This is a genomic window from Vibrio sp. Y29_XK_CS5, assembly GCF_024181835.1.
Classification (GTDB): Bacteria; Pseudomonadota; Gammaproteobacteria; order Enterobacterales; family Vibrionaceae; genus Vibrio; species Vibrio harveyi.
In genome coordinates, this window is the sequence record NZ_JAMZAM010000004.1 from 329,739 (window position 1) to 346,936 (window position 17,198).

The window sequence follows — 17,198 nt, forward strand, 5'->3', positions numbered from 1 at the left end:
GGCTTTTTTCATTTAAAGTCTAACCTATTATAAAATAAAGGCATTTTATTAAATTACTATATAAAGAACCCTATTTTGTATAGATAGATAAATACGAATTTGGACATAAGATATCAATTCGATTTCGTGATCAAATCAGAGCTGGAAGCAGAGTCACAAGTCCGATTTATCCCACCTATTTAAAACTCAAATCCCATCAGATAATCAAATTTATCATCCGTTCATATTGAAATGGGTGATGCAACTCCCCTAAGTGCCGAGCTTCTGGCGGCATGTTTAATGTCTATTCCATTGGCAAAAGTAGAGTCTCATATGAAGAAAAATACGCTCGCTTGGCTGATCTCTTCACTCCTAGGAAGTACAGCCGCTTTCGCAAACGCGAACCACGACCTAACCTTGGTCGAAATCGGAAATCAAACCTTTGAACGCATTGAAATGCTCAAGCAGTTAGCAGACAAAGGTCAAGACACCTATCAACGTGATGGCAAAACCTATCTAAATTTCCAAGGACATGAATACTGGGTTAACTTCGATAACTACCCTAAGTTTCCTTTTATGTTTGGAGAGCAAGACCAAGCTTATCGCAACGTAGTGGACTTCGTCGGTCCGGAATGGGAATTTATTTGGTATAACGGTGGTTTCTACCTGATCCACAAAGAGTTTGGTGTGATGAACCCAGACGACACAGGTTGCTACGTAGAATATATCCCTGCTGCCCGAGGCTCTAAGGGTCCAAATGGCGAATACATTTGGCAGTCAGATATGATTCAAAACATCGAGACTTCTGACTGTGATGACCTATCTGCGCCAAGCATCAATGCATTGAACGTAGCCAGCGTTTCAGATCTAGGTGTTCAGCTAAAATGGGCTACGCAAAACGCGAATGACAACGTGGTTTTGACGTTGACCGAATCAGGTTCAGAGCCCGTTCGTTATGACAACGTTCAATCTGGCTTGTTCATTGGCAGCCTGAAACCAGACACTCGGTACACGGCGGAGCTTTCTTCGTGCAATGCGATTGATTGTATCGAGCCACAAAAGATTGAGTTCACGACAAGTGCCGCACGCCTTGCTTACGCAGATGAATTGCCGCTAGTAAATCACTTGAATGGCGATTTGACTGGCTCTATCCATTTTGCTCAAACCCATACGACCACCGCCCCGAATCAAAACGATGTTAACCTGTTCCCTGACTTGGTGATCGACCGTGAAGCTCTGCTTTTATTCACGCCAGAAGACAAAAACGTTCAACAAGTTTGGGTAGAACTGAGCTTTGAAGGCACAGTAATCACTCGCCTTCCAATGCTGCCACCAAGCGCGCTTGCGGCTTCTGATCAGCCAGATAATGGACGTTCTAAAGTGGTATTCTCCCATCACGCGTGGTCACTGCCGCTGCAATGGGATTGGGTGAAGCCAGGCTTGTCACTGCGCTTAACCGATAACACTGATCGACAAGGCGACTTAGCAGCTAATGAACTTGTCTTTGGCGGCGCGCCGGAGCTTATCATTCAAAACATCGACATGGGTATGCTCACGGCGCCGCGTGATGGCAACACCATGATCAAAAACATGGCAAAACTCAGCGCCGATTACTTCCAGAAAATCCCAGCATCTAAACTGGTGATGGCGGATTACACTGCCGCTTATTTCCCGAAAGTGACGCTGCCAAACGGTAAGGTTTACACCACAAGCTCAGACGGTGAAGGTGGCTGGCACGGCGGTGACATGCGTGAAGCCATTGGTAAAGCACTGGTATCTACAGGTGTGAATAACGCGAATGTCGGCATTACTGATAGTGCTGGTTATTCGCAAGCTTACAATAAACGCTTCAATCACATTACCGCGCACACCAACCGCGGCGTGTACACCAACGGCATTATTGATCATGGCGGCAGTGGCGGCGGTGGCATCGTGACGTTAACAGCGACAACCGGTAACGAATGGTCACACGAACTGGGTCATAACTATGGTCTGGGTCACTACCCTTGGTATGCTTCTACGCACGATTTGGAATCTGGTTGGGGTTGGGATGCTCTGCATCGCCGCTTTATCGGTAACTTACACTGGACAGGTGAAGCCACAACTAACGATGTGGGTGGTGAAGTGGTGCCACCATTTGCGGGTGAATTCCGCTTTATGCGTGACGCTCAAGCCGGTGGCGAAGCCGCACTATTGGGCACCATTAGTCATTACACGTTAGAGCACCCTTCTCAGTCTCGCCGTGTACAAACTTGGCTCAATAACGGCTTTAACGTCGATTTAAACAGCTCGACTGGTTATGTTCGTTGGAATCAAGAAAGCCAAAGTTACGAAGAAGCACAAACCGACACACCAGTACCTAGCGCGGCAGGCGTGCCTGTTGTCACTATGTTGGGCATTTACGATCCGCGTAACGAACTTGCAAGCCAAGTTTACCCGCTGATTTACTCCAACTACGGCAACGTGTTTGAGCTGCCTTCTGCACCAGACGTAACTTACCATCCGGAAGGTTGGCAAGCGGTGTCCTCTTTGTCTGACGAGCAAATTCAACAAGATTTGTGGCAGACGATGAAGGTCAACAACCAGCAGGCTCGTATTTGTCAGTTCACCTACACGGCAAGCAACGGCGAAAGTGCAAACTTCGTTGGTACAGTCAGTGCAGATATGGCGCGTTGTGAAAGCAGCGAAGACATGTACTGGAACATCAATGGTCAGCGTGAGCACATGATTTCTCAAGATCATGACTACTCACTGCTGTCTAAATACGGAGAAGGTGCTGTGACTTACACGCCGAACGCCGAAATTGGCGAAGTGCCACTTTGCGTGCTTGATAAATCTGGCACGAGCCATGATGGTGCAGGCTACTTTACCTCTTCCCACTGCCAGCAGTTTAGTGGCGTGAAACACAACAACGGTGCAGATTGGCGTTACGCGCGACATCAAGGTGGAATGTATCAGCCAAGTATGATCTCTCAACGTAGCTGCGCAGTTACTGTGGAGCGCCAAGATGGCTCAGTACAGAACATTGCGGTGGCAAGTAGCCGATTAAACGACTCACAAAGCAATAAGTTCCACTTTAACCTAGAGCAACTGCCACTACCGACTCGTGTCACCTTAAGTTGTACTGACGTGAATGGTGAACAAGTGCTAGATAGCTTGATCCCTGATCAAAACCCAGCGATCGATAAGCTTGTTGGTCCTATCTTTGTTGGTCAGGAGCACGGTTACAAACAATACGTTGATGAACAAGTCATGTTTGCCGACAACGCAGCGTTAAACCGCATCGACTTTGGCTTTGTGGCTGACTTCGACAAGTTCGTAGCAGACAACTACGGAGCGGGTGTGCTGAACAATGGTGAGACAAGCGCAGAACGCCGCGCTGGTGCACTTTACGTGTACCCTAACCCAGTCACCGGCACTCGCGATTACTTCCTAATGCGTGATATCTCTGCGGCGGATTTCCCAACCAACCAAGCAGACAATGAAGGCTGGAAGTACCTAGGCTCAGCGGAAAACCATGTCCAGTTTGGTTTTAACCCACTGAAAGTCGATCGTAGTAACATCGACAATGCACAGCGTATTGCCAACTACTTCAATCAACCGCAGTTGCTAACGTGGGAACAAGCGAGTTCAACGGCATGGGGGCAATCTGAGAACGCTATTTTCATTGATACCGATGAAAGTGGTGAGCGCCGTTACTTTATGCAAAAACGTCCGGGAGTGAACAGCGCGTTGCCAGTTCAAAACACCTCTGACGCTGATTGGCGCTTTATTGGTAGCGATACGGATATTGAACAGTACATTGCTGAGCTCAACAGTGACCTAGCTAAGTTTGAAGCCGAAATCTTAAACTGGCACAAGCAAGATCGCATGGGAGTTTGGGGCGAGAACAACAACACGGGAACGATAAACGATATTTACGTGTACCACTTCCGTGGTGGTTACCATTACTACCGCCTCATTGACGGCAAGTACTGGTACTTCCCTTGGCCAACGGAGGCGAACCCAAACAACGCTGATTGGCAGTACTTGGGGCACTTCTAAGCCTTAACCGATATTCAATATGAATAAAAACGCCCAGCACAATGTAAACTCGTGCTGGGCGTTTCATTTTCTGTTGTTACTAGGACCAGTTGATCTTAATTAACAGAAACAATGTTTACTGACGACAACCTGAGGTATCAAAGTCCACTACAATCGCGGCATTTTCAAACTCACCAGAGACTTTAACATACCCCCAGTAATTGCGCTGATTGGACAAGGTAATACACTCAGCATTACCCGCATTGTCTGACCACGCATGGTGATTTGAACCGTTTGGCCAACCATCATTGCTGTACTCAATTTTCAGGTCGCCTATCCCATTTGCCGTGGTGATTGCCATGCTGGTGTGCTCATTGACCGCTGGGATACTCAACCAAATGGTTTGTTGCGTCGCCAAACACGCCGCTTGTCCCACAGTTAAGCGTCCACCACTGATTTTACTTTGCACTGCACAATCTTGTGGTAGCGCATCAGAACCGCCCTGCGCCGTAATAGTAAGACTGTGTGTCGTGCTTGCGGTTAGCCCATCATTATCAGTCACGGTTAAGCTGATCGTGTACTGCCCTTCACTGCCATATTGGTGCGACGGCTGGGTTTGTGTGCTGGTCGTGCCATCACCGAAGTCCCACAAGACGCTGACGATCTTCCCGTTTGCATCCGTGCTGTTTTCACTGCTAAATGTAATGCTTTCACCGACTTTGCCCTCACTGTTTGCGGTTATGACTGCATTAGGAGCATCACCAGAAACAAGCGCTTGTTGCCACTGTTCAAACTCGCTCTGGTATAAGATTGCCCACTGATTAATGGTTGCTTTGTAATTTGCCCAGTTACCCCGACGAGTTTCTATCAGCATTTGATTTACGTCGTCTTTATGTCGCTCAAACATGAATCGAACCGCCAAGTAACCCCAGCGATAAATTCTATCGACATCAAAGCCATCATAACTGGTCTCAAAGATCTCGCTGAGCGTAAACGTTGACCCATCTTTGATGGTGTCTATCGCAGCTTGGTTATCGTTCTCCTTCGACACATATTCGGCAATGCCCTCACTCCACCACACGATTCTTTCAGTTGGATGACCGAAGCCACCATAAAGGTCAAACCGTCCATCAAGGTAATGAACATACTCGTGCTCTAGGTTCCACACAAAGTGATCCGGATTGGCGTAAGGCGCTTCATAAGCAACAAAATTAGGGATGTTCCCCGGCGTTGCTGGATCGCCCTCAAGGTACATTCCCCCATTGTTGGTACTGATGTTAAAAATCGGTCCAGCGTATTTGCCGTAATCATCGCTTGAATCAAAGATATTGACCTGTAACTGCGTGTTGTAGTCATCCGCAACAGGCTGTCTTCCTGTCTCAAGTGAAGTGTGGAAATACCCCTCTTCGTACCCCATCTTCGAACAAGCCGCGACGTGCTGATCTTGCGTCATGTTCTGCGACAAAATACGAATGGTAGGACTACATGTGTACGATTGAGAAAGCACCAAACCTTTCAACTGGGACTCAAAGTTACAAATTCCATAGTCACTACAATCCGCGTAATAAGAGACCGTATCGGCAGCGCCAAGCCAAATGGCATCGCCTCTACCGTACATCTCGTATTGAGCAAAGATCTCGGTCAGTTTGCTTTTCACTGTACTGGAAGCACTACCGGAATATTTGGTTAATCGTCCTAACTCACGACCAGCATTCGCTGCCATAAACTCATCACTAGCACCGATAGCTGACGAGCGCAGTGCAAAATCCCCTAGTGCTTTAACAAGCTCAGTCTGATTACCGATGGTTTGCACAAATTGCTCATTCCACTGACCACCAAACAAAATGGTAAATACGCCATTCACTGCATTACGCATGTACCAGTTCTGAGCGTATTGACTGTCCCAGCGAGTGAGCCACTGCGTAACCTGTGGTAGATAGGCATGCTGGAGTCCTGCACTGTCCATAGTGATAATGACTTCGCTGAGCACCTTGCCATGTGGGTCACTGTTCTCATAGAAGTTCGCATTGTTAACGAAGGCATCGACGGCTTCTTTTACTGCAGGGGTCACCCAAGAAAGAAACGAGACCTTGCTGTTGTAAAACTCAGCGTAATAACCTGCTCGCAAATACAGGAACAAAGCTTCAAGCTCATCACTGCCGCCCCCAGCGTAGGCTTTCGCTAAATTGGTCGTGTGCTTTGCAATGTTGTACATGTGCCCAGATTCGAACGCCGCTTCTTGTATTCGACTCTCGGCTGAGAAAAGCGCATTAACACAACTTGCTCCTTGGGTTTTGATCGCGTTGAGCACATCGTTGCTACTGTTCGCAGTGAAAGCTTCTACATCACACACGTTTGCTGCCTGCTCCGCAGACCGAGTAGAAAGGGTACGAAGGGTCGGTTTCGGTTGCTGGGGAAGCAGCTTAGTTGGTGCATAATCTGGCAACGCTCTATCATTACCGTTTTGATGAGCGTGATGTTGATATATTTCTGTGACTTGCTGCGATGGCTCACTTAAAGCAAGCGCATTCGTACTAGCAAAGAAGGTCGCTATTGCGACGGTGAGATTTTTTAGTTCCATCTTTATTCTTCTATATGATGAGTTCCTTAAATGCCGTTACCACTTAGGCATCACCATTTACTCTTCTCACGACAAAGAGCACTCTCATATAAAGCGCCTTGAGCTTTAAAAGAAACAATTCATTAACAATCAAACGCTTTGGTCTCAGTTTCTAGTACTCAATCTGCCAGAAGACGAACTTTATAAAATTCACTTGCTTGATAAGGATTTCTCACCTATTGCGCTTTTTCACCAGGATCACTTAACGACGTGACTTACCATAAATGGTTTCACTTTCGTTAAGCTTTCTGGCTACCTTTCTTTCCTCTCAGAAATGCACTTGTCAATAAATCGCCGAAATAATGAGCAACAACATACGCTTGTGTAATTTTAAGGTGAATTTTCAAGCCATAACGCTCCGTTCTCATTACCTAAACACAAAGTTGTGGTATTCATTCTGCGATTATTTGATCGACTTAAATTAGGATTATCAATATGACTTTGGTTAAGAGATTTATGTTAGGAACATTGCTGTTTTTACCGTCGCTTAGCTATGGCGGTGATTTTGTTTACGTTTGCTCTCTAAAACCTTTTATGGATACATTTTCTCAAGCAGGTCGAACTGAAGCAGAGGCAAGACAGAACGTACGAAGCAGTTGTGAAAAGCAATATGGGGAAGGCAGTATCTTTTGTAAAACGTCTGATGCGAAATGCGAAGGCTCCTCTCTTCGCGGCAGTAGTGATAGTGATGTGAGTGATAATGCGTCAGCCGTGATTTATCAGTATCGACACCAAACAGGTCCATCACTGATGCTTAGCCATGACATTTCCGACCTCAGTATGTACAAATTCGATGACAAAATGAGCTCGTTTTCTATCCCTCGCGGATGGCGTGTCCGTTTCTATGTCGATAAAAACTTCCGAGGTGATTACTACACCCGCGATCATGGCTCATACAATGCCGATGGCTTTGAAGATAAGATCAGTTCAATCAAGATCATTTCTCGTTAAGCTTCCACGTTTGTACTTTGCTTAAAACAGCCCCTCGGTAAATCGAGGGGTTGTATTATCAAAAAGCGTCGAACTTAATTTGGAAGAAAATCAATAAAGACATCATGACCATTATCAATGGCTCGGTTTTTATACAGCCAATTGTTCTGCTTGATGATTCGTTCAGTCAATTCAAGCCCTAAGCCAAAACCGAGATTGTTCTCTTCTGCATCTTGAGTTGCGCTTTGATTGAATATCACCACCGAGCTGCCGTCTTGCTTTACTTGCACAAAACCATCTGCCGTGTGTTGGAAAGCGTTGCGAACCAGATTGGTGCAAACCATTCGCGCTAACGGTTCAACCAATAACACTTGTTGTCGATCAGTAATAATATCGACGGTTACTTGCTTGCCTTGCAGCAAATAGGACAATTCATCAATGATTTGGGCTAATAAATCTCCCAACACCACTTCTTTGGCTGGGATTTGAGGCGCGTTACCTCGATTGAGCCACAGTATTGCTTCTGTTAAGTCGGTCATCGTCGCATTTGCACGCGATATCCGTCTGAGCACCTCCTGTTGTTTTTCCACCTCAACTTGCTTTTCACACATCTTCTTTAGCAGTTCGGTATTGGTTTTGGTGACCGCAATAGGTGTTCTTAGCTCATGACTCGCGTAGGCAAGAAATTTCTTCTCACGCTCAACACTTTGCTGCACTGACTCCATGCTTGATTTAACGATATTCGCCAGCACGTTGAGCTCGCTGTAGTGAAAATCTGGAATAGGCTGGCTAAGCTGATCCGTCGTCATGTTCTTTGCCCAATTCTTTAACTGTTCAACAGGTGTTGTGACCTTGCGAAAGATGATGATCAAAACCAAATAGAACAGCAATATCGCCACCAACGCGGTAGAAAAAATAATGAAGAAGTGAGGAAACTCATCATCAACGGGGAACTGCTCAGAGCTGTCGTAGAAAGACACTGAGACATATTTCAGCATGCCATTATGCTGCACTTTCATCGCAAACAATGCCATTTTGGGTGGCGAGAAGATCGAACCATCAACAAAATAGTTGGTAAGTGTATTCGTTTCCAAGCTATCACGAGGAATATTCTCACGCACATCTTGGGGCAGATCGCGCCAACGTGAAGCAATGGTAAAGTCGCTGATTTTTACTGGTTCTCCAGGTTGGGTCTCTATAGAGATCGCGTGAGAGAACATCGAGTCTCTTAGTGCGATGTCCATGCCGGAGAAAAAGTAGTGCATAGTTAAAACGGACAACACCACGATTGTCGTAACGCCTGTGAGTAATACCGCAAAAAAACTGTATAAACGGATACTGGGTCTGATCTTCACGACACATCTCCTTCTGAGATTACAAAGCCTTGCTTCACCACGGTCTTAATGAGCTTTTTCTGGTGTCTTTGGTCGACGCGCTGACGCAGGTTAAACATGTGAACTTTAAGGCTGTTGCTGTCGGGCTGTTCTTCACCCCAAATTTTGTACATCAACTGCTCACGAGTGACAGGATTTGGGCTCTCACGCATCAGCACTTCTAATATCTTAAAAGAAATCGGAGACAGTAAAACGGACTGCCCTGCTCGATTCACAGTCTTCTTTTGTACATCGATGGTCAGATCGGCAATGGTTAACTTGGTGTTTTGCGCACTACGTCGTTTAGATAAGGCAATAGTTCGGGCAATCAACTCTTCCATCGCAAAAGGTTTGATAAGGTAGTCATCTGCCCCGCGCGAAAATCCCGCAAGTTTGTCGCTCAGCGAGTCTAATGCTGTGAGCATGATGATTGGCGTTTCCAACCCTTGCTCTCGCAGTCTTTCACACACATCTAAGCCGTTCATTCTTGGCAAATTGATATCCAAAATGATCACGTCATAGTCGGTTTTTTCAATCATCTGCAAGCATGCCACGCCGTTCGCCACATGGTCGCAATGGATGTCTTCCAAGGCGAGATAGTCAATCACAGCGCTCGCAAGGTCGTGATCATCCTCTACGATGAGAAGCTGTAAGTGATTGGATGACATGAAATCCCCTTAAATGTTGTTTAGTTGGTGGAATGAACGTTTTGGACTGTGTTTTACCATATCGCAAAAGCGTCCCTAATTTTACTTAACCAACTTTTGGTATTTTGATAAAACTCGACCGCATAAGTGGTCTCTTCACGATGCAAAGAAGGCATCTCGATTTGTGTTTGCTGTTTAGGGCTCTCTTCAACAATGAGCTTGTCTGGAGGCAAACACTCGACAGAAGCGATGAAACGGTAACCGCACTTAGGCACAGTAAGAATATACTCAGACTTTTGACGATTGTCGCACAAGGTCCTTCTTAGCGTTGCAATGGCTTGGGTCAAACTCGCTTCAGTGACTTTAACGTCATTATCCGTCCAAATTCTATCAAACAGAATTTGCCTCGATAGAGTTTGGTTTGGGTGTTCAATCATCATACTAAGTAACTGATTGCTGTTTTTGCCAAGCACTTTTGTCTCTTCTTCTTGCTCGGTATCCACAATGGTGCCATCAAGAAAAGAGTAAACAAATCGACTACCGATAAGAACCGTCACGCTACCACTCTCCATGCTCGTTATTATTTTCGCTTTTTTCGAGAGTGGATACTAAAAAGGGTCAGGTTAAGGTTGGGTTAAGACGACTTTAACTGAACGCAAAAAGGGGCGAATTCACTCGACCCTATTATTTTTGAATCGCCTAGCGTAGTAATGCCTTGTTAGACACGAGCTTGCTTTGGCATCGCTCCTACTTGGCTAACCATTGACGCGACTTAACGCTTAGTTTTGGTTAGCTTGTTCACAAACACAAAGAAGGTCGGCACAAACAACAAGGCTAATAACGTCCCTGATACCATGCCACCAAATACGCCTGTACCGAGTGAGTTCTGTATCTCTGAGCTTGCCCCACTTGCGAACATCAGTGGCACAATACCAAAGGTAAATGCCAGAGAGGTCATCAAGATTGGTCGTAATCTCAATTTCGCCGCTTGAATTGCTGCTTCAGCAACCGATAATCCTAGCTTGCGTTGTTGGTTGGCAAACTCAACAATCAATATCGCGTTTTTAGCCGATAAACCGATCAGGGCAATTAAACCCACTTTAAAGAACATATCGTTTTGCAGCCCACTTAGTGATACCGCCCACGCTGAGCCCAATAGCCCAAGCGGTGCGACCAAGACAACCGCAATTGGTATGGTCCAGCTCTCATATAACGCGGCAAGCACTAAAAACACCACCAGCAAAGAGAACAGCAACAAGATCTCCACTTCAGATTCTGCCTGACGTTCTTGTTTGGATAAGTTGGTCCATTCAATACTAACGCTGTCATCGACTTGGCTAGCGACTTCTAACACTGCGTTCATTACCTGTCCGGAGCTGTAGTTCTGAGCCGCCATCGCAGAAGTGTCCGCCGCTTGCATACCATTATATCGCGTCAGCTGTTGCGGCATGGACTGCCAATCGGCTTTGATCAGCTCGGATAAGTAGACCAATTTTCCACTGCTGTTTTTCACCGCAATGCCCAAAACATCTTCGATGTTCATGCGGTATTTCTGGTCCGCCTGCACAATCACCTTCTGCATCCGCCCATGGTTTGGAAAATCATTGACGTAGTTTGACCCCATAGCGGTGCTCAGAGTTTCGCTAATGTCAGAGAACGAAACACCCAACGTCATTGCCTTTTCACGGTCAATATCTAACGCTAGCCCTACCGTATAAGGAGTTGCGTTATAAAACAGCCCTTTCACTTCTGGTCGAGCCGTCAATGCTTGGTTGAACTTCTGTTTCAGTTGTTCAAAATCGGCTGCACTTCTATTTGCTCGGTCTTGCAGTTGAAAGCTAACACCATTAGTTGCGCCCAACCCTTGGATTGCAGGAGGTAAAGCGGCAAACACCACACCGTCATTAGAGTGCTCACTCATGTACGCGTTAAATGCATTGGCAATGTCCGCACTCGAACGCTCACGCTTATCCCACTCAACTAAGTCTGTAATCATGAGTGCAGAGCCGGAGCCGGAACCCGCAAAACTAAAGCCCAAGACTACGTTGGAAGCGCGCACTTCTGGCTGAGCTAATAAGAACTTTTCAGCAATCGAAACCACTTCTAAGGTTCTTTCTCGGCTCGCATCGGCTGGCAGTTGGATCGACGAAAAGAAGTAACCTTGATCTTCTTCTGGGAAGAAAGTGCTGTTGAGTTGCTGGAACATGTACACCGCACCCACCGATAACACGAGGTAAATCCCCATCATGCGCATCGTTTTATTGGTTGTCTTCGCCACCAACGAGCCATAACGCTGGGTGGAGGATTCAATCGCGCGGTTAAACCAACCCAATAAACCCGTACGCTTGTGCGCATCTTCCTTAATGGGTTTTAACATGGTCGCACACAGCGCTGGCGTCAGGGTTAGCGCCAAAAATGCAGAGAACAAAATCGCAACAGCGATCGACAGCGCAAACTGCTGATAGATTTGCCCAGATGTCCCCGAAGCGAAAGAGATTGGCACAAACACTGCCACCATGACCGCCGTTACCCCAATTACGGCACCGGAGATTTCTTTCATCGCTTTTTTAGTCGCTTCTAAAGGCGATAGTCCTTCTTTTGCCATCAAGCGTTCGACGTTTTCCACCACAATGATCGCATCATCCACAATGATACCGATCGATAGAACAATCCCGAACATAGTGAAAACATTAATCGAAAAGCCCATCAACTTCATGATCACGAACGCCCCGCACAAGGCTATCGGCGCAACAATGGCGGGGATAAAGGTGTAAGTAAATCGCTGCAAAAATAGGTACATCACGATAAACACCAAGATCATCGCTTCAACCAACGTCTTAACCACTTTCTGAATGGAGATTTTTGCAAATGGTGCTGCATCACCCGACGCCATGTAGTCGATATCTTCAGGAAAGGTTTTCTTGAGCTCCTTCATCCGCGCATGAATGCGGTTCGACGTCGCCACGGCATTCGCGCCCGACATCATCTTAATCCCGATACTTGCCGACGATTTGCTATTAATGCGACTGCCAAAGTTATAGCTTTCTTGCCCCAATTCAACGCGCGCCACATCTTTAAGTCGCAGTTGTTTACCATCGGTCGAAGAGCGCAAAATGATGTTCTCAAACTCTTTGACGTTTTTGAGCTGTCCCGACGCGGTCAACGGCGTTACGGTTTTCTGCCCTACTTTTGCAGGCTCTTGCCCTACTTGCCCCGAAGCGATTTGTACGTTTTGCGCGCTGATGGCGCCCGTCACGTCAGACATGGTAAGGTCATAAGAAACTAGCTTTTGTGGATCGACCCATATACGCATCGCGTGCTCGGCAGAGTAAACCGTCACTTTACCAACCCCAGGTATACGCTTGATTTCATCGGTCACATTGCGCGCTAAAAAGTCACTCAATGCCCCTTCTGTCATCTTGCCTGATTTGGAGTACACGCTTAAATACATCAGATCGGAGCTTGAACTCGACTCAACATTCAAACCACTTTGTCTTACGTCTTGAGGTAAACGAGGCTCAACGGTTTTTATTTTGTTCTGCACCGCAATTTGCGCCAGTTCAGGGTCCGTCCCGTAGGCAAACTTCACGCTGATCTGCCCATTACCAGTCGAATCTGAGCTGGATGTAAACGATTCAATGCCATCAGTACCAAACAACTCACGTTCGATGATCGAAATAACGGTGTCATTGATGGTTTCCGGCGAGGCTCCTTGGTAGCTAAAAAAGACGTCAACCTGAGGCTGACTCACCGACGGAAATCGCTCCACTGCGAGCTGAGTAATCGACACTAAACCCAAAAGTGTAATAAGGATGCCGATCACCCACGCAAAGATGGGGCGGCGAATAAAAAAGTGCGACATAGTGATTACCCATTCAACTGCTTAGTATTGTCGTGCCATTCCATTGTTTCGATACTGGTACCGGGAAAAGCGTTCTCACCACCAACGACCACCACTTGCTCTCCTTCATTGACACCACTGGTCACTAGGGTCATGCCGCCAGTATTACCATCGGTCGTTACAAGCCGCTCTTCCAATTGCCCATTTTTCACCACCAACAAGTAAGCCTCGCCCGTCGATTTGTGTTTCACGGCTAAATTGGGAATAGCAAAACCCTCAACTTCGCCAACGGGGATCTGTGCTCGTACAAATTGCCCAACCAATAATCCGCGTGATGTGTTGTCTACGACGGCACGTAATGTCACGTTGCTGGTTTCTTCATCCACATACACAGCGGAATAGACCACCTTACCGGAGAGGATCTGACCGCTGGGCGATATCACTTTTAAGCTGCGATCGGATTGATGGATGTCATCGGTTAAGCGAGAAGCCATAGACGCCGGCACTTGGACATCGAGATACACTTGATCAACCTTACGAATCACCGCTAGCGGCGACGAGTCACTCGGCTTGACCAACGCACCTTCAGTGATCAACTCTTCACCTATCACACCGTCAATTGGAGCGGTTACGACGGTACGCTCTAAATCGAGTTTGGCTTTATTAAGCTGCGCTTTGCGGCTCATCCATTGCCCTTTCGCTGTACCAACACTAAAACGCGCATCATCTAAGTTCTGCTGACTGGCAAAATCGGTCTCACTGAGCTTTTTCAATCGCTCATATTGCGCTTGTGCTTTTTTATAAGCGTTTTCAGCTTCAACCACGTTAGCACGCTGGGTTTCGACTTCAATTTGGTAGGAGTCAGCATCGATTTGATATAAGGGTGTGCCTTTCTTCACAAAGTCCCCTTGGGTGAATAACCTTGCTTCGATGATCCCCTCGACTTGAGGGCGGATTTGAGCAATTTTGATGGGATTTACGCGCCCTTGCACTTGCTCATACAACGCCGTAGTCGTGGATTTGGCAACAACAGTAGAGAGTTTTACAACCTGAGCAAATGCTGCCGGACCTTCTTGACTGGCTTCTTCAGAAGCGGAAGATGGATTGCACCCTGTGGTTATAAGAGCGGCGGCAATCATCACCGCAACCAAAGACTTTCTGTACATGTTTCTTTCTCACAATCAGATGACACGTTTTCGTCACTTAACTTGAATTCGCTCACAAGGATGGAGCAGTGTGAGAACGGAAATTAGCAGCGGCTTGGTTAAGACAGGGTTAAGAGACCAAGCAATATCAGGCAATAACGTAGAGAGGGCGACATGCGTGTGACTTTTCGAATACCTTAAACGCAGTTACACTACGCCCTCTTTTCCTTTTCTGACACATTCCCATGACTGACGCTGATATCGAGCTGCAACACCTTTGGTTAGAAGTCCAAGCTGAGCGCTGGCAGAACCTGTCACGCTTTTTGTTTAGCTATTACTGCTACAAACACAACCTCGTGAGTAAAACCAATAAAGTGTGTTGGGAAACTGCCCGTGCATCACTACCTTGCTCTAAGACGATTACCGAGCGCAAACATGCGGTTATCGAACCATTGATACCGGAAGATACGGTCGTTGGACTATTAAAAACCATCAGCAAAGATGGCGATATGAGCTTTGAAATAATGACGAGTACACTCGACACGTTTTTGCGCTATGTTGTGATCAGCAAACAAGAAAAATCCCAGCTTAAACCCAACATGCCAGCAAGCTGGTATCAGCAAGAGAGCAAGCCATTAATGGCACGTTTTGAACTCGCGGGTATTGTCATTTAAGGTACGTCGATGCAATTACAAACCCTAGGTAAAGGACGCTTTGAGGCGCAATGGAGTGAAGATAAACATCTCATCGAAAAAACGATCCGAGATTGCATCTGTACGCGCCGAATTTTTGATGAAAATGAAAAGCTCCTCACCCAAGGTGAGCATGTCGAGAACTTATATTTGGTCGATTCGGGGCGCATTTCCATGGGCGTCACGGCAAGAAATGGCAAAACCTTTCTGCTTGGTACGCTTGAGTGTGAACAACAAGTCTTTGGTGAAATGGAGTTCTTTACTGGCTACCGCTGCCAAATGGACATTGCTCCGGTAGAACCGGTTGAAGTTGCGATTATTGACGCGCAAAAGCTGCAAAAATGCTTGTTAGAACAGCCTCGACTGTCGCTTTACTTTGCCAGCGCCATCGCGATTGATTACCAAGATACGGTGGAGATTCTTTCTCGCCGATTACTCTACCCAATCACCTATAACGTGGCATACGACATCTATCATCAGTATTTAAATGATCTGCCAGTGGATGGTTTCCAAAAGAACTATTTGGAAGCGGAACGATTTGCCACCTCAGACCGTGTGTATCGTCGCGCAGTGAAAGAACTAGAGAACAAAGGCTTTATCGCTAAAGAAAAGAAAGGATTACGTATTCTCGACTTGGACGGACTGCGTAATTTTGTTGAAGAATAGTTTAATTCTTCACTTATAAACGAGAAAAGGTCTGCATGGCGCAGACCTTTTTAGTTCGCTCGCTTTCATTAAGCGGTTTGTATTTGGTTAGCTGTCTTCAGCTTCATAGACGCGAGCAGCATAACGACGACCACTGCGTAGATAACAGGAATAGCGTACATCACGGTTTGCAGACCAACCACGCTTTCCATTACCGAACTGATGGCTGGGCTAAACATCGCACCTGCACTACCGCTGATTAAGATGTAAGACACGTTCTTACTGGTTGCATTACGCACAAAGGATACACCATAAGCGATGAAAGCATTGTAAAGCGCAGCACAAGCAAAGCCGTAACCGTAAGTCAGGTATGACAGCCATTCAAGTTTATCCGTGGTGACGATAACGCTAGTGATCACCATCGCAACAGAGATGATAGTCAGTAGGAAAGTTTGAATCTTCATGCGCGAAACAATCACGGTAGAAACCAATGCCCCCACCAGAGCCGCAGACCAGTATTGTGTGATGATGTTGCCAGCTTGCTCAAATGGGATATCAAACTTCTCTTTTACAAACATTGGTGCCCAAGTTAGGAAGGTATACAACGCAAGCATACCTAGGAACAAACCTACACCGCCGCTGATGATACCAAAGTTCCACTCTGATTTTGCCTCTTGCTCCGAGCCACTTTCGCCGCCACATTGGTTAAAGTTAGTCAGCAAAGCAACGAACATAGTTGCTAACGCCACAACGCCCACACTTAGGTAACTGATGCTCCAGTTCATTGCGTTCGTCAATGCGTAAGTGGTGATCAATGGGAAGACGACGCCTGCAATGTTAAAGGTCGCGTCTTGAACCACCAGCATGGTGCTTTGAATTTTGTCTTTCCATACCGACACCACGATAGTACCCGCAATACAAAGACCGACACCGCCACAGAAACCAATCACAGTCATGCCGAGCATCACGATAAACAGAGAAGGCGCAACGTATAGGCTCAGTGCCGCAGCGGCAATCGCACCGTAACACAATACGGTCATGCGTTTGATGCCGACTTTTTCAATCAAAAAGAAAGCCGCGATAGTACCGGCAAGTGCGCCGCCGTTTAATAGCGAGAAAATCGATGCGACTTCGTTAACGTTCGCATCAAAGGTGTTGGCAAGCGGTTCAACCAACATACCAAATTGGGTCGCAAAACCCGCCATGATGAAGTTGGCGAGAAAGCTAATTGCGGTGAGTGTTATTTTATTTTTCATAATTCACTCCAAGGGCTCATGAGATAGATGTTCTTAGTATTAGAGAG

At 46.5% G+C, this 17,198-nt stretch carries 11 protein-coding genes; 4 read left to right on the forward strand and 7 right to left on the reverse strand.

The window, feature by feature from the left end; all coding sequences use genetic code 11:
• Positions 1-312 precede the first annotated feature (312 nt).
• A complete protein-coding gene (locus tag NL647_RS17725; protein WP_253650541.1) occupies positions 313-4,023 on the forward strand; it encodes a M66 family metalloprotease in 3,711 nt (1,236 codons plus the stop codon).
• A gap of 115 nt (positions 4,024-4,138) precedes the next feature.
• Here the strand turns inward: NL647_RS17725 and NL647_RS17730 are convergent, their stop codons facing one another.
• Positions 4,139-6,583: a collagenase gene (locus tag NL647_RS17730; protein ID WP_253650471.1), complete on the reverse strand. Its 2,445-nt coding sequence runs from the start codon at positions 6,581-6,583 to the stop codon at positions 4,139-4,141.
• A gap of 495 nt (positions 6,584-7,078) precedes the next feature.
• Here NL647_RS17730 and NL647_RS17735 point away from each other — a divergent pair, with 495 nt between their 5' ends.
• Positions 7,079-7,573, forward strand: coding sequence for a beta/gamma crystallin-related protein (locus tag NL647_RS17735; protein WP_230544367.1), 495 nt, complete (start codon positions 7,079-7,081; stop codon positions 7,571-7,573).
• A gap of 74 nt (positions 7,574-7,647) precedes the next feature.
• Here NL647_RS17735 and NL647_RS17740 read toward each other — a convergent pair whose 3' ends face one another.
• The 5 genes from NL647_RS17740 to NL647_RS17760 all read right to left on the reverse strand — a co-directional run bounded on the left by NL647_RS17740 (position 7,648) and on the right by NL647_RS17760 (position 14,579).
• A complete protein-coding gene (locus NL647_RS17740; protein WP_253650472.1) occupies positions 7,648-8,907 on the reverse strand; it encodes a HAMP domain-containing sensor histidine kinase in 1,260 nt (419 codons plus the stop codon).
• Positions 8,904-9,593, reverse strand: a complete 690-nt coding sequence (locus NL647_RS17745) for a response regulator transcription factor (protein ID WP_253650473.1) — start codon at positions 9,591-9,593, stop codon at positions 8,904-8,906. Before NL647_RS17745 ends, NL647_RS17740 begins: the two co-directional genes overlap by 4 nt.
• Before the next feature lie 53 nt (positions 9,594-9,646).
• Complete coding sequence (locus tag NL647_RS17750; RefSeq protein WP_253650474.1) at positions 9,647-10,129, reverse strand: winged helix-turn-helix domain-containing protein; 483 nt, start codon at positions 10,127-10,129, stop codon at positions 9,647-9,649.
• 215 nt (positions 10,130-10,344) lie between these two features.
• Positions 10,345-13,434 (reverse strand): multidrug efflux RND transporter permease subunit, encoded by a 3,090-nt coding sequence (locus tag NL647_RS17755; RefSeq protein ID WP_253650475.1) that lies wholly within the window; start codon positions 13,432-13,434, stop codon positions 10,345-10,347.
• A gap of 5 nt (positions 13,435-13,439) precedes the next feature.
• Positions 13,440-14,579, reverse strand: coding sequence for an efflux RND transporter periplasmic adaptor subunit (locus NL647_RS17760; protein WP_239969709.1), 1,140 nt, complete (start codon positions 14,577-14,579; stop codon positions 13,440-13,442).
• Between the two features lie 224 nt (positions 14,580-14,803).
• Here NL647_RS17760 and NL647_RS17765 point away from each other — a divergent pair, with 224 nt between their 5' ends.
• Positions 14,804-15,232 (forward strand): hypothetical protein, encoded by a 429-nt coding sequence (locus tag NL647_RS17765; protein WP_239969710.1) that lies wholly within the window; start codon positions 14,804-14,806, stop codon positions 15,230-15,232.
• Between the two features lie 9 nt (positions 15,233-15,241).
• Positions 15,242-15,916 (forward strand): Crp/Fnr family transcriptional regulator, encoded by a 675-nt coding sequence (locus NL647_RS17770; protein ID WP_009705946.1) that lies wholly within the window; start codon positions 15,242-15,244, stop codon positions 15,914-15,916.
• Positions 15,917-15,984: 68 nt separating this feature from the next.
• Here the strand turns inward: NL647_RS17770 and tsgA are convergent, their stop codons facing one another.
• The gene (gene tsgA, locus NL647_RS17775) at positions 15,985-17,151 is read right to left on the reverse strand and encodes an MFS transporter TsgA (protein WP_038890380.1); all 1,167 of its coding nucleotides are present in this window, start codon (positions 17,149-17,151) and stop codon (positions 15,985-15,987) included.
• Positions 17,152-17,198 lie beyond the last annotated feature (47 nt).